This window comes from Pseudomonas sp. WS 5027 (genome assembly GCF_012985695.1).
Taxonomy (GTDB): domain Bacteria; phylum Pseudomonadota; class Gammaproteobacteria; order Pseudomonadales; family Pseudomonadaceae; genus Aquipseudomonas; species Aquipseudomonas hygromyciniae.
On the sequence record NZ_JAAQWU010000001.1, the window covers coordinates 60,390 to 81,020 of the forward strand.

The 20,631-nt window shown below is 60.6% G+C and carries 22 protein-coding genes; 8 read left to right on the plus strand and 14 right to left on the minus strand.

Features of this window, described 5'->3' with window-relative positions:
• Positions 1-233: 233 nt before the first annotated feature.
• Positions 234-881: a hypothetical protein gene (locus HBO09_RS00290; protein ID WP_169990774.1), complete on the plus strand. Its 648-nt coding sequence runs from the start codon at positions 234-236 to the stop codon at positions 879-881.
• A gap of 141 nt (positions 882-1,022) precedes the next feature.
• Here HBO09_RS00290 and HBO09_RS00295 read toward each other — a convergent pair whose 3' ends face one another.
• From HBO09_RS00295 to prlC, 8 genes are all read right to left on the minus strand, one after another.
• The gene (locus tag HBO09_RS00295) at positions 1,023-2,570 is read right to left on the minus strand and encodes a SulP family inorganic anion transporter (protein ID WP_169990775.1); all 1,548 of its coding nucleotides are present in this window, start codon (positions 2,568-2,570) and stop codon (positions 1,023-1,025) included.
• Between the two features lie 85 nt (positions 2,571-2,655).
• Positions 2,656-3,387 (minus strand): carbonic anhydrase, encoded by a 732-nt coding sequence (locus HBO09_RS00300; protein WP_169990776.1) that lies wholly within the window; start codon positions 3,385-3,387, stop codon positions 2,656-2,658.
• A 229-nt stretch (positions 3,388-3,616) separates the two neighbouring features.
• Positions 3,617-4,675: a PA0069 family radical SAM protein gene (locus tag HBO09_RS00305; RefSeq protein ID WP_169990777.1), complete on the minus strand. Its 1,059-nt coding sequence runs from the start codon at positions 4,673-4,675 to the stop codon at positions 3,617-3,619.
• 81 nt (positions 4,676-4,756) lie between these two features.
• Positions 4,757-6,055: a cytochrome c gene (locus tag HBO09_RS00310; RefSeq protein ID WP_169990778.1), complete on the minus strand. Its 1,299-nt coding sequence runs from the start codon at positions 6,053-6,055 to the stop codon at positions 4,757-4,759.
• Positions 6,056-6,067: 12 nt separating this feature from the next.
• Positions 6,068-7,852 carry a GMC family oxidoreductase gene (locus HBO09_RS00315; protein ID WP_169990779.1) on the minus strand — a complete coding sequence of 595 codons (1,785 nt, stop codon included), beginning with the start codon at positions 7,850-7,852 and terminating at the stop codon, positions 6,068-6,070.
• A 2-nt stretch (positions 7,853-7,854) separates the two neighbouring features.
• The gene (locus HBO09_RS00320) at positions 7,855-8,607 is read right to left on the minus strand and encodes a gluconate 2-dehydrogenase subunit 3 family protein (protein WP_169990780.1); all 753 of its coding nucleotides are present in this window, start codon (positions 8,605-8,607) and stop codon (positions 7,855-7,857) included.
• A gap of 269 nt (positions 8,608-8,876) precedes the next feature.
• Entirely contained in the window at positions 8,877-9,152 is a 276-nt protein-coding gene (locus tag HBO09_RS00325) for a YheV family putative zinc ribbon protein (RefSeq protein ID WP_057439263.1), read from the minus strand.
• Positions 9,149-11,200, minus strand: a complete 2,052-nt coding sequence (prlC, locus tag HBO09_RS00330; protein WP_169990781.1) for an oligopeptidase A — start codon at positions 11,198-11,200, stop codon at positions 9,149-9,151. The genes HBO09_RS00325 and prlC overlap by 4 nt, the downstream gene beginning before the upstream one ends.
• A gap of 101 nt (positions 11,201-11,301) precedes the next feature.
• On the opposite strand from prlC, the gene HBO09_RS00335 reads away from it, so the two are divergent.
• A complete protein-coding gene (locus HBO09_RS00335; protein WP_169990782.1) occupies positions 11,302-11,844 on the plus strand; it encodes a gamma carbonic anhydrase family protein in 543 nt (180 codons plus the stop codon).
• Complete coding sequence (locus HBO09_RS00340; RefSeq protein WP_169990783.1) at positions 11,841-12,500, plus strand: HAD family hydrolase; 660 nt, start codon at positions 11,841-11,843, stop codon at positions 12,498-12,500. Before HBO09_RS00335 ends, HBO09_RS00340 begins: the two co-directional genes overlap by 4 nt.
• Before the next feature lie 237 nt (positions 12,501-12,737).
• Here HBO09_RS00340 and HBO09_RS00345 read toward each other — a convergent pair whose 3' ends face one another.
• Positions 12,738-13,781 (minus strand): aminopeptidase, encoded by a 1,044-nt coding sequence (locus tag HBO09_RS00345; protein WP_169991570.1) that lies wholly within the window; start codon positions 13,779-13,781, stop codon positions 12,738-12,740.
• An 87-nt stretch (positions 13,782-13,868) separates the two neighbouring features.
• On the opposite strand from HBO09_RS00345, the gene HBO09_RS00350 reads away from it, so the two are divergent.
• Positions 13,869-14,297, plus strand: coding sequence for a hypothetical protein (locus tag HBO09_RS00350; protein WP_169990784.1), 429 nt, complete (start codon positions 13,869-13,871; stop codon positions 14,295-14,297).
• Here the strand turns inward: HBO09_RS00350 and HBO09_RS00355 are convergent, their stop codons facing one another.
• Positions 14,298-14,537: a DUF1161 domain-containing protein gene (locus HBO09_RS00355; RefSeq protein WP_169990785.1), complete on the minus strand. Its 240-nt coding sequence runs from the start codon at positions 14,535-14,537 to the stop codon at positions 14,298-14,300.
• Positions 14,538-14,746: 209 nt separating this feature from the next.
• The gene (locus tag HBO09_RS00360) at positions 14,747-15,178 is read right to left on the minus strand and encodes an OsmC family protein (RefSeq protein ID WP_169990786.1); all 432 of its coding nucleotides are present in this window, start codon (positions 15,176-15,178) and stop codon (positions 14,747-14,749) included.
• 211 nt (positions 15,179-15,389) lie between these two features.
• On the opposite strand from HBO09_RS00360, the gene HBO09_RS00365 reads away from it, so the two are divergent.
• A complete protein-coding gene (locus HBO09_RS00365) occupies positions 15,390-16,391 on the plus strand; it encodes an LLM class flavin-dependent oxidoreductase (protein WP_169990787.1) in 1,002 nt (333 codons plus the stop codon).
• 58 nt (positions 16,392-16,449) lie between these two features.
• Here HBO09_RS00365 and HBO09_RS00370 read toward each other — a convergent pair whose 3' ends face one another.
• Positions 16,450-16,674 (minus strand): DUF1161 domain-containing protein, encoded by a 225-nt coding sequence (locus HBO09_RS00370; RefSeq protein ID WP_169990788.1) that lies wholly within the window; start codon positions 16,672-16,674, stop codon positions 16,450-16,452.
• A gap of 114 nt (positions 16,675-16,788) precedes the next feature.
• Positions 16,789-17,004: a dodecin gene (locus HBO09_RS00375; protein WP_029290270.1), complete on the minus strand. Its 216-nt coding sequence runs from the start codon at positions 17,002-17,004 to the stop codon at positions 16,789-16,791.
• A gap of 155 nt (positions 17,005-17,159) precedes the next feature.
• Between HBO09_RS00375 and HBO09_RS00380 the strand changes: the two genes are divergently transcribed.
• The gene (locus tag HBO09_RS00380) at positions 17,160-17,486 is read left to right on the plus strand and encodes a DUF883 family protein (protein WP_169990789.1); all 327 of its coding nucleotides are present in this window, start codon (positions 17,160-17,162) and stop codon (positions 17,484-17,486) included.
• Here HBO09_RS00380 and HBO09_RS00385 read toward each other — a convergent pair.
• Positions 17,483-18,379, minus strand: coding sequence for a LysR family transcriptional regulator (locus HBO09_RS00385; protein WP_169990790.1), 897 nt, complete (start codon positions 18,377-18,379; stop codon positions 17,483-17,485). The genes HBO09_RS00380 and HBO09_RS00385 overlap by 4 nt on opposite strands.
• A 109-nt stretch (positions 18,380-18,488) precedes the next feature.
• Between HBO09_RS00385 and trpB the strand changes: the two genes are divergently transcribed.
• Together trpB and trpA are read left to right on the plus strand one after the other, a co-directional pair.
• A complete protein-coding gene (gene trpB, locus HBO09_RS00390; protein WP_154908008.1) occupies positions 18,489-19,715 on the plus strand; it encodes a tryptophan synthase subunit beta in 1,227 nt (408 codons plus the stop codon).
• Complete coding sequence (gene trpA / locus HBO09_RS00395; RefSeq protein ID WP_169990791.1) at positions 19,715-20,524, plus strand: tryptophan synthase subunit alpha; 810 nt, start codon at positions 19,715-19,717, stop codon at positions 20,522-20,524. Before trpB ends, trpA begins: the two co-directional genes overlap by 1 nt.
• Positions 20,525-20,631: the final 107 nt, after the last annotated feature.

Sequence of the window (20,631 nt, forward strand, 5' to 3'; positions counted from 1 at the left end):
AACCCGAGTATAGACAGCGACTGCGACCCCGCAATGTGTGGGGGCAAATCAGTAAAAAGAGACGAACGGCGCTGGCCGGCCAGGAGATTCAGGGCCTATCCGACGAACGATGGCATTTCGATATAACAGCGGCGCATAACCATGAAATAATTATGACAAATGCGTCTTAGGAGCTCGTATAAACGAGCTACCTTATGCAATCCCTTTCCTACGCCCGTATTCCTGGAGCTTTCATGAACACCGCCGCATTGCGCGAGCAGATTTCCCGTGCCCATCAACACGAAGCGTCCACCGGCCATTTGGCTAAACAGCTGGACGCAAAGTTACCGCACCTGCACTCGGCCATTTCCCTGGCCGAGGGTGATCGTAATGCCGTGATGACACGCTTCGTCACCGCCTACATCGATCAGGTTCCGGACCTGCTGGATGCCGCCAACGACGTGGCTCGGGAAGCCGGGATTGAAAGCCAGATCAAGCCGGTGCTGAAAATCGCCGAGCATTTCTTTCTCCAGCCACCCGCCATCCTGGCCGCCCATGAAGGCCTGAACGGCCTGCTGGACGAGGCCTACCTGGCCCACCGGCTGGTGGAAGAAGTGAACGATTTGTATATCAAGCACTTCGGCCAACCGTTGATTCCGGCGGACACCACCGTTGCCAATGTGATTGCCCACCAGTTGATCGGCGAAAATTTCGCCAATCAGCTGGATGAAGCCGTGCACCTGGCGGTGGATGAGATGCTCAACGAAGAGAGCTTTGCCCTGGAGTCCGTCGAGGCCTATCGCGAGCAGCTCAAGAGCCCGGCGACGGAAGCCGCGTGGAAGCGCTGGCCATGCCTGTCGCGCCAACTGGGTGTGGAGTTGGAGCTGGATCAGCCGGCCTAGATTGGCCTTCTGTAGGAGCGAGCTTGCTCGCGAAAAACGTCAACGATAACGCGTGCTTACTGAATGAATGCGGCGCCTGTAAGTTTTTCGCGAGCAAGCTCGCTCCTACACAAGCCCCTCCCACTTTTTTATCCGGTTTCGTCAGACCACTGACGGGGCAGAGCCGATCCGGGTCGTGGTGCGTATCCGCCCTTCCAACCGACGCTTCAACCCGCGCGCCTCGATCACCAACTTCGAGCCCTTGGCCGCATTGGCCCGACCCCATTCCTCCAGTAGCTCCAGACACGAATGGTCCACGTAACTCAAGTTGTTGAGCGGCACATGCACGGTGGTTCCCGCCGGCACTGTCGCCAATACCTGGGTCAATGCGGGCACCTTGAGGAAGGTCGCCGCTCCTATCAACCGCAACTCCATTTCACCGTCCTGGGGCAGGTCGATCAGGCTGACTTTCAAGCGTGAAGCCTTCCACGCCAGCTTCACCAGGGTCAGGCCGAAGCCCACCAGCACACCGGTCAGCAAGTCGGTAAAGATGATCGCCAGGGCCGTGGCGGCGTAGGTGAACATCGGCATCCGGCCATAGCGCGCCAGACCACGGAAAGCCTTGAGGTCCACCAACTTGATCCCGGTATACACCAGTACACCCGCCAGGCTCGCCACCGGAATGCTTTGCAGCACGCTCGACAGCAGCAACACGAAGGCCAGCAGCCAGAGACCGTGGAACATCGCCGACAAACGCGTGGTCGCACCCGCCTGGACGTTGGCCGAGCTGCGCACGATCACACCGGTCATGGGCAATGCGCCCACCAGACCACACAACATGTTGCCTACACCCTGGGCGGACAATTCCTTATCGAAGTCCGAGCGCTGGCCGTTGTGCATTCGATCCACAGCCGCCGCCGAGAGCAACGTTTCGGCGCTGGCGATAAAAGCTACGGCGAAGGCGGCGATCAACAGGTTGGGATCGGCCAGGTTCAGCAGGTCGCTGGGGCGCAGCCAGTCGATGGCATCGGCGAGGTTTTCTGGCACTTCCACGCGCTTGACCTGCAAGGCCAGCATCAGGCTGGTCGCGGTCGCCAGGCCCACGCCGAGCAATGCACCGGGTACAAAGCGCAGCTTCTGCGGGCGAAACCGGTCCCACAACCACATCACCAGCATGGTCGCCAAACCCAGCAGGCCAGCTTGCCAACCGAGCCCGCCACCCAGGCTGGGAATGGCCTGGACCACTGCGGCGGGGAAGCCCGCCAGGTTATCCAGCCCCGAGGGTTTGGGCGCTCCGTCGAGCATCACATGCACTTGCGACAGGACAATCAGCACCCCGATCCCCGCCAGCATGCCGTAGACCACCGCCGGCGCCGTCACCCGGAACCAGCAGCCCAGGCGTAGCCGCCCGGCCACCAGTTGCAGAAAGCCCGCCAACAGCAGGATCGGCCCAAGCATCAGCATCCCGTGCTGGCGCACCAGTTCGAACACCAACACCGCCAGTCCGGCCGCCGGGCCGCTGACTTGCAGGGGCGAGCCGGCCAGCCAACCCACCACCAGACCACCGATGATCCCGGTGATCAGGCCCTTGGCCGGCGGCATGCCCGAGGCAATGGCGATCCCCATGCATAGGGGCAAGGCCACCAGAAACACCACCACCGAAGCCAACAGCTCCCGTGGCAGCACTGTTTTTAATTGAGCTGCACGCATGATGACTCTCCCGAGGCATTCGCCGGGCGTGGCAAGGCCTGGCTGCATCCATGGCAGCCATCGCATTACCCGGCAGGGGATTGTTTTAGAAGCGCGCTTTGGGCGTCGCCGAAGGGATCGGTCCGCAACCGTTCAGCGGCAGGAACGTGGCCTGGTCCGCATCGTAGGCTTTGATCTCGCTGGTCTCGATGTTGTAGATCCAGCCATGGATAAACAAATGACCATTGGCCATGCGCGAAGCCACAGAAGGGTGGGTGCGCAAGTGTTGTAACTGGGCGATGACGTTTTCTTCAGTCAGCACCTGCATGCTTTCGCCTTCATTGGCGCAATCACAGTTGTCCTGGACCATGGTCTTGGCGACCTCGGCATGGCGCAGCCAGGCTTTGACCGTGGGCATCTTTTCCAGGCTCTGGGGGTTGAGCACCGCCCGCATCGCGCCACAATCGGAATGGCCGCAGACGATAATGTGCTGCACGCCCAGGGCCAGCACCGCGTACTCGATGGCCGTGGATACACCGCCGTTCATCTGCCCATAGGGCGGCACGACGTTACCTACGTTACGGGTGACGAACAAATCGCCCGGGGAGCTGTGGGTGATCAGTTCCGGAACAATGCGCGAGTCGGCACAGGTGATAAACATCGCCCGAGGGCTCTGGGCCGTGGCGAGTTTCTTGAAGAGCTCTTCCTGCTGGGGAAAGATCTCGTTATGGAAATGCAAAAAGCCATCAACTATGTGCTGCAGCGCTGCATCGGCGGACTCCGCCTCGTGGGTGGCTGAAGCCGACGCAGCCAACGGCTGTTTATCCTTGTCACTCATGATTCATCCTCGTGGTTGGAGCAGGGAGCCTTGCAGTTCAGGCCGACGCGCAATCGCTGGGATTCACACATGGAAACCACCCAGCCAGCGCCTCCGACCCATCAGTCACTCGGTGAACAAGGTACCTGCCGAAACTTAACTCAAACTGAATCAACCGCTCTAGATCGCGGGTTTCAGTGATATCAAAACGCGACCACCCTGGCTCGGCAGTGCGCGCATTTGTATCAGTCTACAACAAAGCCAGCTGCCTGCCGGGCGGACAGAATGCACTGCAATCGAGGTTGAACCCTTCCCGTCGGTCCAGCCCCAAACGCTTGATCGCCTTGGCAAATCGTTGCGCCAGCAGATCGGCAAACGGCCCCTCACCGCGCATGCGTACACCGAAGCGGCTGTCATAGACTTCGCCACCGCGCACCTGCCGTACCAGGCTCATCACATGGGCCGCCCGCTGCGGATAATGGGCTGCCAACCATTCCTCGAACAGCGGCGCCACCTCAAGGGGCAGGCGCAGCATCATATAGGCCGCACTCTGGGCCCCGGCGGCATGGGCCTCGGCGAGCAGGCTTTCCAGTTCGCTGTCGTTGATCATCGGAATCATCGGCGAACACAACACGCCCACCGGGATGCCCGCCTGGCGCATCACCCGGATCGCCCGCAGCCGCGCCTTGGGCGCCGCCGCGCGGGGCTCCAGGATGCGCTTGAGTTCATCGTCCAGGCTGGTAAGGCTGATCATCACCGCCACCAACCGCTGGCGGGCCAGTTCCGTGAGCAGGTCGAGGTCACGCAGGATCAACGAACCCTTGGTCACGATAGTCACCGGGTGGCGATAGCGCAGCAGCACTTGCAGGGTTTGCCGGGTGATCTTGTACTCGCGCTCGATGGGCTGGTAAGGATCCGTGTTGGAACCCAGGTTAATCGGCGCGCACACATAGCCAGGCTTGGACAACTGTTGCTCCAGCACCTCGGCGGCGTTGCTCTTGGCGATCAACTTGGTTTCAAAGTCCAGGCCCGGGGACATGTCCCAATAGGCATGGCTGGGCCGCGCATAACAATAAATACAACCGTGCTCACAGCCCCGGTAAGGGTTGATGGAGCGGTCGAACGGCAGGTCCGGCGAAGTGTTGCGAGTGATGATGGTCTTCGCCGTCTCGATGCGCACGTCGGTGCCCTGGGTCGGCGGTACTTCCTGATACCAGCCATCGTCCTCGGCCACACTGACCGTGGGTGCGAAGCGATTGTGCAGGTTAGTGGCGGTGCCGCGCCCACGTGGCGGCAAAGGAGTGGACATGAAAACGCCTCGATACTGTTTTTATATACAGTATCGAGACGCAACGTATCTGACCAGTGCCGTTGGGCGGCAAAGCCTGAATCAGTGACTCGACGTCACTTGCCCCAGGTCGTCGCCCGAGGTGCTGTGTTTATCGCTGCTACGCAGGTCGGCGACTTCACCGGCCTTCACCGGCGCGCCTTGGTTACCCCAGCTGCCACGGATAAAGCTGACCACATCCGCCACTTCCTGATCCGACAAGCGCCAGGCAAACGCCGGCATGGTGAAGGTCGAAGGCGCGGCGTGAGTGGCCGGCAGGGTGCCGCCATTCAACACAATGTTTATCAGCGACGTGGCGTCTGCCGTCTGCAACACCGGGTTGCCCGCCAGCGCCGGGAACACCCGGGTGTAGCCATGGCCGTCGGTACGGTGGCAGGCCGCGCAGTTGTCGATGTACACCGCAGCTCCCCGTTTGCTGTCATCGCCCTTCCACAGCGCCTCGGCCACCTGCTTGTCGTATTGGTGCGGCTGATCCTTGGGGTCTACTGCCGGCAGGCTCTTGAGGTAACGGGCGATAGCTGTCAGGTCGTCTTCAGACATGTATTGCATGCTGTGGACTACAACATCGCTCATACCGCCAAACACCGCGCTGCGATCACTGCGACCGGTCTTGAGAAACTGCACCAGTTGCTCCTCGCTCCAACTGCCCAGACCGTCCTTGTGGTCGCCGCGCAGGCTTTTGGCGATCCAGCCTTCCAACGGCGCACTGCCGGACAGGAACGCCGCACCATCAGACGCGCTCAGAGCCTTTTCCTGCATGGTCAGGGCCCGTGGGGTGTGGCAGGCGCCACAGTGTCCCAGCCCCTCCACCAGATACGCTCCACGGCTGATCACCGGGTCGGCACCCGCCTCGGCCTGATAGTCCGCCACCTCGGGCGCAAACATCCAACGCCACGCCGCCAGGGGCCAACGCATGCTCAAGGGCCAGGGGATATCACTGTCCCGGTTCGGTTGAGCGACCGGTTCCACGCCTTTCATAAAGTACGCATACAGCGCCTGCATGTCGGTTTCACTGACACGTGCATAAGACGGGTAGGGCATCGCCGGGTAAAGGGTACTACCGCTTTTGGCGACGCCATGGCGCACGGCCTTGTCGAAGTCTTCAAAGCTGTAATCCCCCAGGCCGGTTTTGTCCGGGGTGATGTTGGTGGAGTAGATCACGCCGATCGGGGTTTCCATCGGTAGCCCACCGGCAAACGGCTTGCCGCCCTTGGCGGTATGGCAGGCCACGCAGTCGCCGGCACGGGCCAGGTATTCGCCTTGTTTGATCAGGTCAGTTTCAGCCGCGCTCACCGAGCAACTGCCGAACAGGGCCAGGGTCGCGATAACAAATGCTTTCATGGTCGTCGCTCCTTATGCCTGAACCAGCGGGCCGGGGTTTTTCAGATACTGTTCGCGAATCGCCCGGGCCGACCAATAGGTCAACGCCGCCACCAGGCCCGTAGGGTTGTAGCCCAGGCCTTGTGGGAAAGCAGATGCGCCAGGGACAAACACGTTGTGTACATCCCAACACTGCAGGTAGCGGTTCAACGCGCTGGTCTTCGGGTCGGTACCCATGATCGCGCCACCGTTGAGGTGAGTGGTCTGGTAGGACGCGGTATTGAAGTGCTCGCCGACCTTTTTGCCGAGCACGGCAATCGCCTTGGGGTTCATCGCTTCGGCGATCTTGCCCATTTTCTCGACCATGAAGCGGTTCATCTTGATGTCGTTTTCCTGCCAATCGAAGGTCATGCGCAGCAGCGGCAGGCCGTAGGCATCCCGGTAAACCGGGTCCAGATCGAGGTAATTGCCTCGGTAGGACTGATGGGCGCCGTGGGCGTCCATCGACACTTGGTGGGTGTAGTAATCGGCCGTGGCGCGTTTCCACGCACTGCCCCAGGCCGGCGTGCCCGGTGGGTTGGAGGTACCGGCAATCGGCCGGCTGCCCGCCTGGTTGACCCACATCGGCGAGCCACCGACGAAGCCATGGGGCCCGTGGTCGAAGTTGTCGGCGTTGAAATCGTCCACCGCCACGCCATTGCCGCCGGCACCGATGAAGTTGTTGGTGTGCACGTCTTTATCGAAGTAGGCCTTGATGGTGGCCATGTTCTGGTAGGCGAAGTTCTTGCCCACCACCCCTTCACCCGTGATCGGGTCGTAGGGCTTGCCAATGCCCGAGAGCAGCATCAGGCGCACGTTGTGGAACTGGAAGGCGCCGAGAATCACCAAGTCCGCCGGTTGCTCAACCTCGCGGCCCTGGGCGTCGATGTAGGTCACGCCGGTGGCCTTGCGCTTGGTGCTGTCGAGATTGACCTTGAGCACGTGGGAATTTGGCCGCAGCTCAAAATTCGGCACCTGGCGCAGGGCCGGCAGGATATTCACGTTGGGCGATGCCTTGGAGTACATGTAGCAGACATACCCGCTGCAAAACCCGCAGAAGTTGCACGGCCCCATCTGCGCGCCGTAAGGGTTGGTGTAGGGCCCCGAGGTATTGGCCGATGGCAGGTTATAGGGCTTGTAGCCCACATCAGCGGCGGCTTTCTGGAACAGCTGCGCCGAGTAGGTATTTTTCTGCGACTCCAGTGGGAAATGGCTGGAGCGATCTGGCGCATAAGGGTTGCCGCCTTTTCCTTCACCCACCAACTGGCCTTTTACGGTCCAGGCCTGGCCGGAGGTGCCGAAGACTTTTTCGGCGTAGTCAAAGAACGGTTCCAGCTCTTCGTAGCTGACGCCGAAGTCCTGGATGGTCATGTCCTTGGGAATGAAGTTTTTGCCGTAGCGCTCTTCATAGTGGCTGCGCATGCGCAGTTCGATAGGGTCCACCCGAAAATGCACACCCGACCAGTGCAGGCCCGCACCGCCTACGCCATTGCCCGGTAAAAACGCGCCCAACTGCCGGTTGGGCAAGGCGATGTCATTCACGCTATGGCGAATGGTCACGGTTTCCTTGGAAATGTCCTGGAACAGCTTTTTACGCACGCTGTAGGTCAGTTCGTCGATCACTTGTGGGTAATTGCCGTCCGGGTAGGTGTCCTGCATCGGGCCGCGCTCCAGCGCTACCACGTGCAAACCCGCTTCCGTCAGCTCCTTGGCCATGATCGCGCCGGTCCAGCCGAAGCCGACGATCACTGCATCGACTTTCTTCATGATGGTCGCCACGCTTATGCCCTCTCGCCACGGATGGAAACAGCCGGGAAGGGGTATTGCTCGTTGCGTTCAACCCAATCCATGAAATCGGCGCGGGCGCCGGGGAAGCCGATCATGGTCCAGCCGACCATGCCTTTGTTGCCGCCGTGGATCGGGTCGCAGAAGAACCCCTCCTTGGTGTTTTGCAGCAACAAGTTGAAGAAAATCTTCGGTGGGACCGCCGCGAAATGCTCGCCGGCTTCGGCACCGCCCGCCTCCAGGCGACGCAGCAAATCATCCTGGGTAGCGCTGTCTTGCCCGGCAAATGTTTTACCGTTGAAGGCTTTCGACCAGGAATCCGTGGCAGCAATACCCAGGCGATAGATCTCCTTGGGCACCAGCTTGCTCTGCCAGCCCATCTCGGGCGGCGCGTCGGCATTGAACGGGCCTTGCATAAACCACAGGGCGCCGCTGGCGTAGGGGGTGTTCATCTGGCGGTCGATGTATTCCGGCGCGCCGGCTTCCAGGGCGCCTGGGCCTTGGGCATCGGCAGGAATCAAGCGTGCGACGACGGCGTTGATAAACGCCCATTCCTCGGCGGTGAAGTAGCTGGGCTCGTAGGCCTTTTCGCTAGCGGGTGCCTTGGCCGGGCTGGCCTGGGCAGGTTCGGGCGTGGCCATCAGCATCGAGCCGCCAAGGCCGGTACTGGCAACCGTGACCACCGGGATCAAGGTCAAGGATTTGCGCAAAAAGTCACGCCGGGGGTTGTCTCGATCTTGATCAGACATGGTGGCACCTCATCATGTGGTCACGGGTTTGAGCAGTCGCTTCATGGAGCGGCTTGTCGTTTTGATAGCAATGAATAGTTACAAATGATAGCAGGCTAAGTAATGAAGGAATCGTTTCAGCCAGGAAATTCGAGAAATGCGCGCAAAAAAATGTAGGAGCGAGCCTGCTCGCGAAAATCTCAAGGACGCCACGTTCATTCAGAATGAACGCTTTATCGTTAACGATCTTCGCGAGCAAGCTCGCTCCTACAGTGGTTGGCGTAGCTTCTTTAGTCTTTTTTCAGCTTCGGATTAGGGAAGAACTGCACCGCCTGCACCTTGGGATCCGCTGGTGCTTTCAACGCCGAGGTGTTGACCCGCGTGCCCAATTCCTTGGGCACCGACAAACCTTGGTCGTTGAGCGTGTCGGTATAGCCACAGGCCACGCATTCGCGATGGGGCACGTTGTCCTCGGTCCACATCTTCAACTTGTCCGGCTCGCTGCACGCCGGGCACACGGCGCCGGCGATAAATTGCTTTTTGGTGATCACAGGCCCGTCACTCATGCTGCCGCGTCCTCACTCAGGCCGCTGTGGCGCAAGAGTGCGTCAATCGACGGTGCGCGTCCGCGGAAGTCGACGAACAACACCATCGGCGCCTGGGAACCACCACGGGCCAGGATCGCCTCGCGGAAGGCACGACCGGTTTGGGCATTGAGCACGCCGTCTTCTTCAAACTTGGAGAAGGCATCCGCCGACAACACTTCGGCCCACTTGTAGCTGTAGTACCCCGCAGCATAACCGCCGGCGAAGATATGCGCGAAGCTGTTGGGGAAGCGGTTGTAGGCAGGTGGACGCATCACGGACACTTCGTCACGGATGCCTTCAAGTACCTGGGCCACGCTACGGCCATCGCCATGGGTGGCATGCAGCTCAAAGTCGAACAACGAGAACTCCAGCTGGCGCACCATCATCAGGCCGGACTGGAAGTTCTTCGCCGCGAGCATTTTTTGCAGCAGGTCCTGGGGCAGTGCTTCGCCACTTTCGTAGTGACCGGAAATCAGCGCCAGGCCTTCCGGCTCCCAGCACCAGTTCTCCATGAACTGGCTCGGCAACTCCACCGCATCCCAAGCCACGCCGTTGATGCCGGACACGCCCGCGTGTTCGACGCGGGTCAGCAGGTGGTGCAGGCCATGGCCAAATTCGTGGAACAGGGTGGTGACTTCATCGTGGGTCAGCAGGGCAGGCTTGCCGCTGTCGGCCGGGGTGAAGTTGCACACCAGGTTGGCCACCGGGCTTTGCAGGGTACCTGCCGCGGTACGCCGGCGATCACGGGCGCCGTCCATCCACGCACCACCACGCTTGTTGGCGCGGGCATACAGGTCGAAGAAGAAGCGGCCGACGTGCTGGCCGTTTTCCTTGATTTCGAACAGACGAACATCCGGGTGCCAGGTGTCGAAGCCTTTCTGCTCGGCGATCTCAATGCCGTACAGGCGCTGGACAATGGCAAACAGCCCGCCCAGCACTTTGTCGATCGGGAAGTAGGCGCGCAAGGCTTCCTGGGACACGCTGTAGCGCTGTTCACGCAGCTTTTCGCCGTAGAAACCGCTGTCCCAGCTTTGTAGGTCGGCGCAGCCTTGTTCGGCGGCGTAGGCCTTGAGCTGCTGCAGGTCCTGGGTGGCAAATGGCTTGCTGCGCTTGGCTAGGTCGCGTAGGAAACTGAGTACCTGGTCGCTGGATTCGGCCATTTTGGTCGCCAGGCTCAGCTCGGAGAAGGAGGCGAAGCCGAGCAGTTGGGCCAGTTCCTGACGCAGGTCGAGGATCTGTTCCATCACCGGTCCGTTATCGTTCTGACCGGCATTCGGACCCTGGTCCGACGCGCGCGTGCAGTAGGCCGCGTAGACTTCTTCGCGCAAGGTGCGGTCGTGGGCGTAGGTCATCACCGCGTAGTAGCTAGGGAACTCCAAGGTGATCAGCCAGCCATCGAGGCCTTTGGCCTGGGCCGCAGCGGCCATTTGCGCCTTGGCCGAGTCGGTCAGGCCGGCCAGGGTGGCTTCGTCGGTGACGTGCTTGGTCCACGCCTGGGTAGCGTCGAGCAACTGGTTGGAGAACTTGCTGCCCAGTTCGGACAATTTGCTTTGCACTTCGGCGTAGCGCTTCTGCTGCTCAGGCGGCAAGTCGATACCCGACAGGCGGAAGTCGCGCAGCGCGTGCTCCAGAATGGTTTTTTGCGCCACGTCGAAACCAGCCGCTTCCGGGCTGTTGGCCAGGGCTTCGAAGGCCTGGAACAGCTCACGGTTCTGACCCATCTCGGTGGAATAGGCGCTCAGTGCCGGCAGGCAGGCCTCGTAGGCTTCGCGCAACTCGGCGCTGTTGCACACGGCATTCAGGTGGCTGACCGGGCTCCACGCCGCGCCCAGGCGGTCGTTGAGCTCGTCCATGGCCAGGATCAGCCCGGCCCAGGTCGGATTTTTCCCCTGGCTTTGCAGGATGCCTTCGATGGCGACGCGGTTGTCGGCCAGGATCTGTTCGATGGCCGGTTGGACGTGCTCGGCACGGATCGCCGAGAACGGCGGCAGGTCGTAGGACTGCAAAAGAGGGTTGTTCGCGCTCACGGTTGGCACCTTGGCTGAAGAAACAGGTAAGACAAAGATGGGGCCATCTTAATTACAATCAACGTCCACCGCAGCTATCAACCAAACAGAGAGAGGCTATCGTGACCCTTCGCACCTATCAGAATCACACGCCAACCCTCGGCGCCGGGGCTTTCGTCGACGCTTCGGCGGTGGTGATCGGCGATGTTGAAATCGGCGCCGACAGTTCGGTCTGGCCGCTGACGGTGATTCGCGGCGACATGCACCGCATCCGCATCGGTGCGCGCACCAGCGTGCAGGACGGCTGCGTGCTGCACATTACCCACGCCGGGCCGTTCAATCCGGACGGTTTCCCGTTGCTGATCGGCGACGACGTGACCATCGCCCATAAAGTCATGCTGCATGGCTGCAGCGTCGGCAGTCGCATCCTGATCGGCATGGGCAGCATTGTGATGGACGGCGCGGTGGTTGAAGACGATGTGATCATCGGTGCGGGCAGCCTGGTGCCGCCGGGCAAGAAACTTGAAAGCGGTTTTTTGTATGTGGGCAGCCCGGTAAAACAAATCCGTGCGCTTTCTGACAAGGAACGCGCCTTTTTCACCTATAGCGCCGCGAACTACGTGAAGCTCAAGGACCTGCACCTGGCAGAAGGATTCGACCAATGACCCTGGATTACCAGACTGTCCTGTTTGACCTGGACGGCACCCTGACCGACCCACGGGAAGGCATCACCCGTTCGATCCAGTACGCCTTGGGCAAGTTGGGTATCGATGAGCCAGACCTGAGCAAGCTGGAACACTTTATCGGCCCGCCGCTGCTGCAGGCCTTTATGCAGTTCTACGACTTCGACGAGGCCCGCGCCTGGGAGGCGGTGAATTTCTATCGCGAGCGCTTCAAGGTCACCGGGCTCTATGAAAACCGCGTGTTTGACGGGGTCATGCCACTCCTCGAAGAATTGAATGGCCAGGGTCGCCAGTTGTATGTGGCCACCTCCAAGCCGTGGGAGTTTGCCCGGGAGATCGCCAGGCATTTCGATTTCGCCAAGCACTTCAAAGTGATCTACGGCAGTGAGCTGGACGGTACCCGCACCAACAAGGTCGAATTGATCGCCCACTTGATGCACGAAGAAGGCCTGGACCCGGCCAGCACCTTGATGATCGGTGACCGCAAGCACGACCTGATCGGCGCGCGCAGCAACGGGTTGGATGCGGCGGCGGTGGGGTATGGGTTTGGTAGTTTTGAGGAGTTGAGTGCCGAAGAACCGCGCTGGCATTTTGAGACGTTGGACGAGATGCATCAGGCGTTTTTGCGGCGGGTTTGAGATGGCTATCGCGGGCAAGCCCGCTCCCACATGTTGATGTGTGAACACCGTCAAATGTGGGAGCTGGCTTGCCTGCGATGAGCATCGGTATCTACACAATTTTGCCGCATCGCATAAAGCCAAGCAGATAGGGCTGTTGTGGCGAGCGGGCTTGTCGGAACGCCGCATCGCCCGCTCGTCACAGGGGAGTTCGTCAGTTTCTGAAAGTTGTGTAGATACTTATGCTGCGATGAGGCCCTAAAGGCCGCCACCGACCAACTGCTTCAACGCCAATTTACGCTGCGCAACCGGCAACCCACCCAACTGTTCCACAGCACTGTAGAACTTCAGCCAATCCCCTCCCTCCCGGCAAAACAACGCCGCAAACGCCGGCACCCACTGGTCATACAAACCAAACGGCAACAGCCGCGCATTGTTCATTGGTTGATTGATCCAGGCGTCATACCGCTTGTCGCCGGCCCACTGACTGTCGCGTAACTGCCGATACTCACGGCGCAAACGCTCGAACTCGTCTGCCTTGGCCTGACGCATTGCATCTGCGGCCAACGGCTGCGCATACAGGCGTTCCAAGCGGGTGCGGGTGTCGAGGATCAACTGGGTAAACTGGTCGCGCTGCTGCAAGGTCGCCTCGCTCGCAGGCGCCAGGCCACGGGCCGCGCGCCATTGCCGGGTGCCTTCCTGCTCGACAAAGGTGGCAAACGACTCATTGAACTCGGTGTCGTCCTTCACATAAAAACGCTGGTGCGCCAGCTCGTGAAAAATCACCGTGGCCAGGCGCTCTTCACCCCAGCGCATCATCGAATTCATGATCGGGTCATCAAACCAGCCCAACGTGGAATAGGCCTCGACCCCACCAATCGAAACATCCATGCCGCGCAGTTGCAACAAGGCAGCCTCGCCCCGTGCGGCACCTTGGCTGTAATAACCGCGATAGGCCACGCACCCGGCGATCGGGAAGCAATGGTTCTGGGGTAACAAGGAAAACTCTGATGTAGCGAAGACATTCCAGACTACGTAAGGCCGACCGATATCGGCGTACAGGCGGTAGCTCTGGTTGTCAGGCAAGTGCAGTTGTTGGCTGGCGAAGGTGCGTGCCTTCTGGGATTGCGCCAGATGCTCGCGCAGCACTTGCGGCCTTGTCGGATCGGCGATCACCTCGGCCACCGGCTCCCGCGCCCGCAGCAACTGCCATTGGCCGCTGGCCAGTTGGCTGTAATAGCTGACACTGGAGCAGCCGCCGAGCACCACACACGCCAACCCCGCCAATAAACGCCGCACCATTTCAAACCGCTCCAGAGTCATTGGCCTGCCAGACTAACTGGCTTGCAGGGGGTATGCTCATACGATTCCTACGCTTGAGGGCTCACTATGCGTCAGCTCCTGCTTCCCTTGGCGGCGATTTTTCTCAGCGCCTGCACCTCCACCCCGATCCCGCCGGCCGACCCGCAACAAGCCTGGGTCGATTTCGCCACCCCGACGCCGGGCGCCAAGTTGGTAATGGCGCAACGCCTGGACGGCAAAGCCCTCGACGATGGGCGCTACTTCCAGGTGCCACCGGGCAGCCATGAGTTGATGGTGCGTTTTGATTTTGAAGTGTATGCCGGCGCAGGCCTGGGTGGCGGGTTGAACCAGCCCCAGGAGCGCACGTGTTTTATCACCCTGCAATACGACCAGTTCGAGGCCGGTCAGCGCTATCGCCTGGAAGGGCGTTCGCTGGGCTTCACCCCGAATATCCGGCTGTATAACGCACAACGTCAGTTGCTGGCAGAGGAACGCAGCGTCAACTGTATTCCCTGATCAGTCATTGTTGCGCTGGTAGATGATGCGCTTGGTGCCGTTTTCGCAGGAGCCCACGATCATGGCTTCATCGTGATTCTTGGCTTCTTCGGCGGTGATGATTTCCAGCGTGTAGGACGGGATCGCCTTGGCCTGTAGGTCGACTTCGATCTCTTTCCTCAGTTCTTCACAGTCTTTCGGCGCGGCCAGCGCCGACGTGGCCAAAGCACCGCAGATAATCGCCAAGGCAAAACGTTTCATGTGTGAAGCTCCCTAAATGCACTGCGCACGGGTGTGCGCCAAAGGCTGCATGGGTATGAGACCACATTTGCGAAACGCGAGTTCTGATTTAACGCACAACAAAATGTGGGAGGGGACTTGCTCGCGAAGGCGGTGGGTCAGCCAATACATTTGTTGCCTGACCTACCGCCCTCGCGGGCAAGCCCGCTCCCACATTGGATCTGCGCAGATCAGTTGATGAGGGTGCCATCCAGGGTGATGGTGGCGTTCAACACTTTGGACACCGGGCATCCTTCCTTGGCTTTTTTGCTCAGCTCATCGAACTGCGCCTGACTTGCGCCGGGGATCTTGGCCTTGAGGATCAGATGGACGGCGGTGATCGCAAAACCACCGTCTACTTGGTCCAGGGTCACTTCTGCATGGGTATCGATGCTGTCGGCCTTGAGCCCGGCATCGCCGAGAATCATGGAAAAGGCCATGGAGAAGCAGCCGGCATGGGCTGCGCCGATCAGTTCTTCAGGGTTGGTGCCCTTGCCACCTTCGAAACGGGCCTTGAAGCCGTAGGGGGCTTCGCGCAGTACGCCGGTTTCGGTGGAGATGGAGCCCAGGCCGGTTTTCAGGTCGCCTTCCCAGTGTGCGGAGGCTTTTTTCACAATACTCATAGCGTTCTCCCAAGCAGTGGTTGTGCATCAGTAAGGTTCTGAGGATAGAACCTCTGGCAAAGTTCACCCTGTCGGAAAAACCAAGCAGGCAAGTAGGAAATTTCATGCCCGCTATTGAATCTCGGGTATATGCCCACATTGCATAGAGCATGCACATGAAGCGGCAGGTTTTGGTTCGTCACAAGCCTGCGCCCTTAGGAGAAGCAGGCTTATGAAACCACTGTCCGATGTGAAGTTCTCGACCCTCGACCTGGTACCGGTGCGCGCCAATGGCAGCCCGGCACAGTCGTTGCGCAATTCCCTGGACCTGGCCCAGCACGTGGAAAAACTCGGCTACACCCGTTTCTGGGTGGCCGAGCACCACAATATGGATGGCATCGCCAGTTCCGCGACTTCGGTGCTGCTGGGCTACCTGGCCGGCGGCACCTCGACCATCCGGGTCGGCGCAGGCGGCGTGATGCTGCCCAACCATGCACCGCTGGTGATCGCTGAACAGTTCGGCACCCTGGAAAGCCTGTACCCCGGCCGTATCGACCTGGGCCTGGGCCGCGCACCTGGCTCCGACCAGATGACCGCCCGCGCCCTGCGCCGCGAGCGCTCCGGCAGTGCCGATGACTTCCCCGAAGATGTGGCCGAGTTGATGGCCTATCTGGGCCCGCGCACCCCCGATCAACGGGTGATTGCGGTACCAGGTACCGGCACCAACGTCCCGGTGTGGCTGCTCGGTTCCAGCTTGTTCAGCGCGCAACTCGCCGGTGAGCGCGGTTTGCCCTACGCCTTCGCCTCCCATTTCGCACCGCGCATGATGCATGAGGCGATTCGCGTCTATCGCAATCACTTCAAGCCTTCGGCGGTACTCGACAAGCCCTACGTGATGCTCGGCGTACCCCTGGTAGCCGCCGATACCGATGAGCAGGCCAATTACCTGGCCACCTCGGTCTACCAACGAATTCTCGCGCTGATGCGTGGGCAAAGCCTGGTACAACGCCCGCCGGTCGAGAGCATGGACGGCCTGTGGCTGCCCCATGAGAAGGACGCGGTAGGCAGTTTCCTAGGCCTGGCGATGGTAGGAAGCCCGGCGAAGATACGCGCCAAGCTGGAGGTATTGGTCGAGCAGACCGGTGCCGATGAGCTGATCTTTACCTGCGACCTGTACGAGCATGCTGATCGGATTCATTCCTACGAGCTGCTGGCGCAAGTGATGAAAGGCTGACCCACAGGCACAAAAAAACCGACGCTTTGGCGTCGGTTTTTATGTCTGGCACACGGGATCACCCGCGGTTGTAGACGATTTCCTTGGTACCGCCTTCGCAACTGCCGACCACTTCGCCGTTGGTTGCAGTGCCTTTATCCACGATTTCCAGGGTGTACCCGGAAGCGCCATTGGCCTGGATCTTGGCGTCGATTTCGCTTTTCAGCTCGCCACAAGGCTTGCCAGCCGCCAGGGCTGTACCTGCCAGGCTCAACAAACCTACCGCTAACAGAAACTTTTTCATCCGTTACTTTCCTTGCGCTGATCAAAAAATGTACGCCGACACACACGTATCGGCGCCCACGGGGTGTAGCGCAGGTTATGGCAATCGGCCAGCGTGCAAGTTCAACCAACCCCGTCAACTATTGGCAATACGGAAGCCCACCTTGAGGGTCACTTGGAAGTGCGCGGCCTTGCCATCCTTGATGTGACCGCGGGTTTCGGTCACCTCAAACCACTCCAGGTGCTTGATGCTCTTGCTGGCCTCGGCCAGGGCATTGTTGATGGCGTCCTCGATGCTGGTTGGGGACGAGCCCACCAGTTCGACTTTCTTATAGGTGTGATGATCAGTCATGAGTGCTCTCCTGGGTCGATGAATAAAGCCTAGCAGTGATTCTTCGTACTGCTTCTGGCGACCCTTCTCACTTGAAAGTTCAGATTTACTGCACTTTCTGAAACCCCCGCAGTCGGAATCAACACACGTTACTCATTCACTCCAGGAGAGCCCACATGGCCAACACCTCTTTACGCAAAGCGTCATTGGAAAGCATGGAAGCCGAGATTTCGAGCCTGCTCAAATCCCTTGAGAGCCTCAAGGACGATGCATCCGACGAGTCGCGCAAAACCCTTAAGGCCCTCAAAGCCAACGCTGAGAGCGCGCTGAAGCATTCGCGCCACCTGATCAGCGATGCCTACGAAGAAAGCAAAGTCAAAATCCGCGAAACCGGGGTTGCCACCCGTGACTATGCCCAGGAGCACCCGTGGACCACCGCTGGCGTTGCCGTTGGCGCACTGGGCCTGCTGGCGGCTTACCTGCTGTGCAAACGCGGTGATTAAACCGGTTGGCGCGCCAGCTCAGCCTTGAGCCATTGCGCCAACTGCCGGGCGCGCCCATCCGCGGCGCGCTTGGGTAGCCACAACGCCAGTTGCGCCGGGGTCTGGCTAAAGCCCCACGGCGCAACCAGGCGACCGGCGCGCACATCCTCCGCCACCAGCGGTTGCGGTGCGATCGCCACCCCCAGGCCTGCCACGGCCGCCTCCAGCAAATAATACAAATGCTCAAAACCCTGGCCGTACTTCAACGCTCCGGCGTCGATGCCATGGTGCTGCGCCCAGTTGGGCCAGGCTTGCGGGCGTGAGGTGGTGTGCAACAAAGCCTCGTCCAACAAGGCCTGCGCAGGCGCCTGGCGCAGCGCGGCGTAATGGGCAAAGTGCGGGCTCATTACCGGGCCAATGCGCTCGCTGGCCAGTTCGTATACCTGCATATCCGCAGGCCATGGTGGCTCGGCAAACAGCAGCAGGGCGTCCAGGCCCGGCCGCCGTGGATCAAGGTCGCCTTCGCCCGCCGATAGATGTAGGCGCAAGTCCGGCAAGTCCGCATTCAAACGCCCGAGCCGTGGAATAAACCAGCGCGCCAGCAAACTGCCGGAGCAGCCGAGGACAAATGGCGCGTCGACGCTGCTCTGGGTCAACTCCCCGCACACATCGCGCAAGCGCTCGAACGCCTCGAAGCTGGCATCGCGCAGCCGCACGCCGGCATCTGTGAGTTTAATGCCACGCCCATCCTTGACGAACAGACTCACACCCAGGTGTTCTTCCAACACTTTCAGTTGTCGGCTGACGGCGCCGTGGGTCACATGCAATTGCTCTGCGGCCTGGCTGACGCTGTTGAGGCGGGCAGTGGCTTCGAACGCACGCAGGGCATTAAGGGGCGGAAGGTCTCGATTCATCTGTGAGTTTTCCTGACAGGTTGCGGCGATCTTATCGGTTTTCACCGTGCAGCGTCAGAGGTAGAGTGGCCGTCATTGCCTCTCCCATACTTTCTTCCTGGAGCGTCCCATGACTCAGTCCCAGACCGATTTACGCAACGGCCCTGACGCCAACGGCCTGTTTGGCGCGTTCGGCGGCCGCTACGTGGCGGAAACCCTGATGCCGTTGATCCTAGACCTGGCCCGCGAATACGAAGCGGCGAAGATCGATCCGGCCTTCAACGAAGAACTGGCCTACTTCCAGCGCGATTACGTCGGACGCCCAAGCCCGCTGTATTTCGCCGAACGCCTGACCGAATTCTGCGGCGGCGCCAAGATCTACCTCAAGCGCGAAGAGCTGAACCACACCGGCGCGCACAAGATCAACAACTGCATCGGCCAGATCCTGCTGGCACGGCGCATGGGCAAGAAACGCATCATCGCCGAGACTGGCGCCGGCATGCACGGCGTGGCCACCGCCACCGTTGCCGCGCGGTTTGGCCTGCAGTGCGTGATCTACATGGGCACCACCGACATCGAGCGCCAGCAGGCCAACGTATTCCGCATGAAGCTGCTGGGCGCCGAAGTGATCCCGGTAGTTGCCGGCACCGGCACCCTCAAGGATGCGATGAACGAAGCCCTGCGCGACTGGGTGACCAACGTCGACAGCACCTTCTACCTGATCGGCACCGTCGCCGGCCCGCACCCGTACCCCGCAATGGTGCGCGACTTCCAAGCGGTGATCGGCAAGGAAACCCGCACTCAGTTGCAAGCCCAGGAAGGCCGCCTGCCGGACAGCCTGGTGGCGTGCATCGGCGGTGGCTCGAATGCCATGGGCCTGTTCCACCCGTTCCTCGATGACACCAGTGTCGAGATCATTGGCGTTGAAGCGGCCGGCTACGGCATCGAAACCGGCAAGCACGCCGCCAGCCTCAACGGCGGCGTACCGGGTGTGCTGCACGGCAACCGGACCTTCCTGTTGCAGGACGACGATGGCCAGATCATCGACGCCCACTCGATTTCCGCGGGCCTGGATTACCCCGGCATCGGCCCTGAGCACGCGTGGTTGCACGATATCGGCCGCGTCCAGTACACCTCGGTGACGGACGACGAAGCCCTCGACGCCTTTCACAAATGCTGTCGCCTGGAAGGGATTATTCCGGCACTGGAAAGCGCCCACGCCCTGGCTGAAGTATTCAAGCGCGCCCCGACCCTGCCCAAGGATCACCTGATGGTGGTCAACCTGTCAGGCCGTGGCGACAAGGACATGCAGACCGTGATGCACCATATGGAAACCGCCAAGCAGGAGAAACACTGATGAGCCGCCTGCAAACCCGCTTTGCGCAACTCAAGGAAAAAAACCGCGCCGCCCTGGTGACCTTCGTCACCGCTGGCGACCCGGGTTATGACACCTCCCTGGCGATCCTCAAGGGCTTGCCGGCAGCCGGCGCCGATGTGATCGAGTTGGGCATGCCCTTCACCGACCCGATGGCCGATGGCCCGGCGATCCAGCTCGCCAATATCCGGGCGTTGGGCGCCAAGCAGAACCTGGTGAAAACCCTGCAGATGGTGCGCGAGTTCCGCAAGGACAACAGCGATACGCCACTGGTATTGATGGGCTACTTCAACCCGATCCACATGTACGGTGTGCCACGTTTTATCGCTGACGCAAAAGAAGCCGGCGTCGATGGCCTGATCGTGGTCGACATACCGCCGGAACATAACAGCGAACTGTGCGACCCGGCCCAGGCCGCGGGCATCGACTTTATCCGCCTGACCACGCCAACCACCGACGATGCACGCCTGCCCACGGTACTCAACGGCAGCTCGGGTTTTGTGTACTACGTGTCGGTTGCCGGTGTAACCGGTGCCGGTGCCGCCACCCTGGAACACGTCGAAGAGGCCGTCGGCCGCCTGCGCCGGCATACCGACCTGCCGATCAGCATCGGCTTTGGCATCCGCACCCCGGAACAAGCCGCTGCCATCGCCCGCCTGGCGGACGGTGTGGTGGTGGGTTCGGCACTGATCGACCATATCGCCAATGCCAGCAACGACCAGCAAGCGATTGATGGGGTGTTGAGCCTGTGTGCAGCCTTGTCGGAAGGTGTACGCAACGCCCGTAAATAATCCCCACCCCTTGTAGGAGCGAGCTTGCTCGCGAAGACCGTCAACGATAACGCGAGCATCCTGGATGAACGCGGTGTCTTGACGTTTTTCGCGAGCAAGCTCGCTCC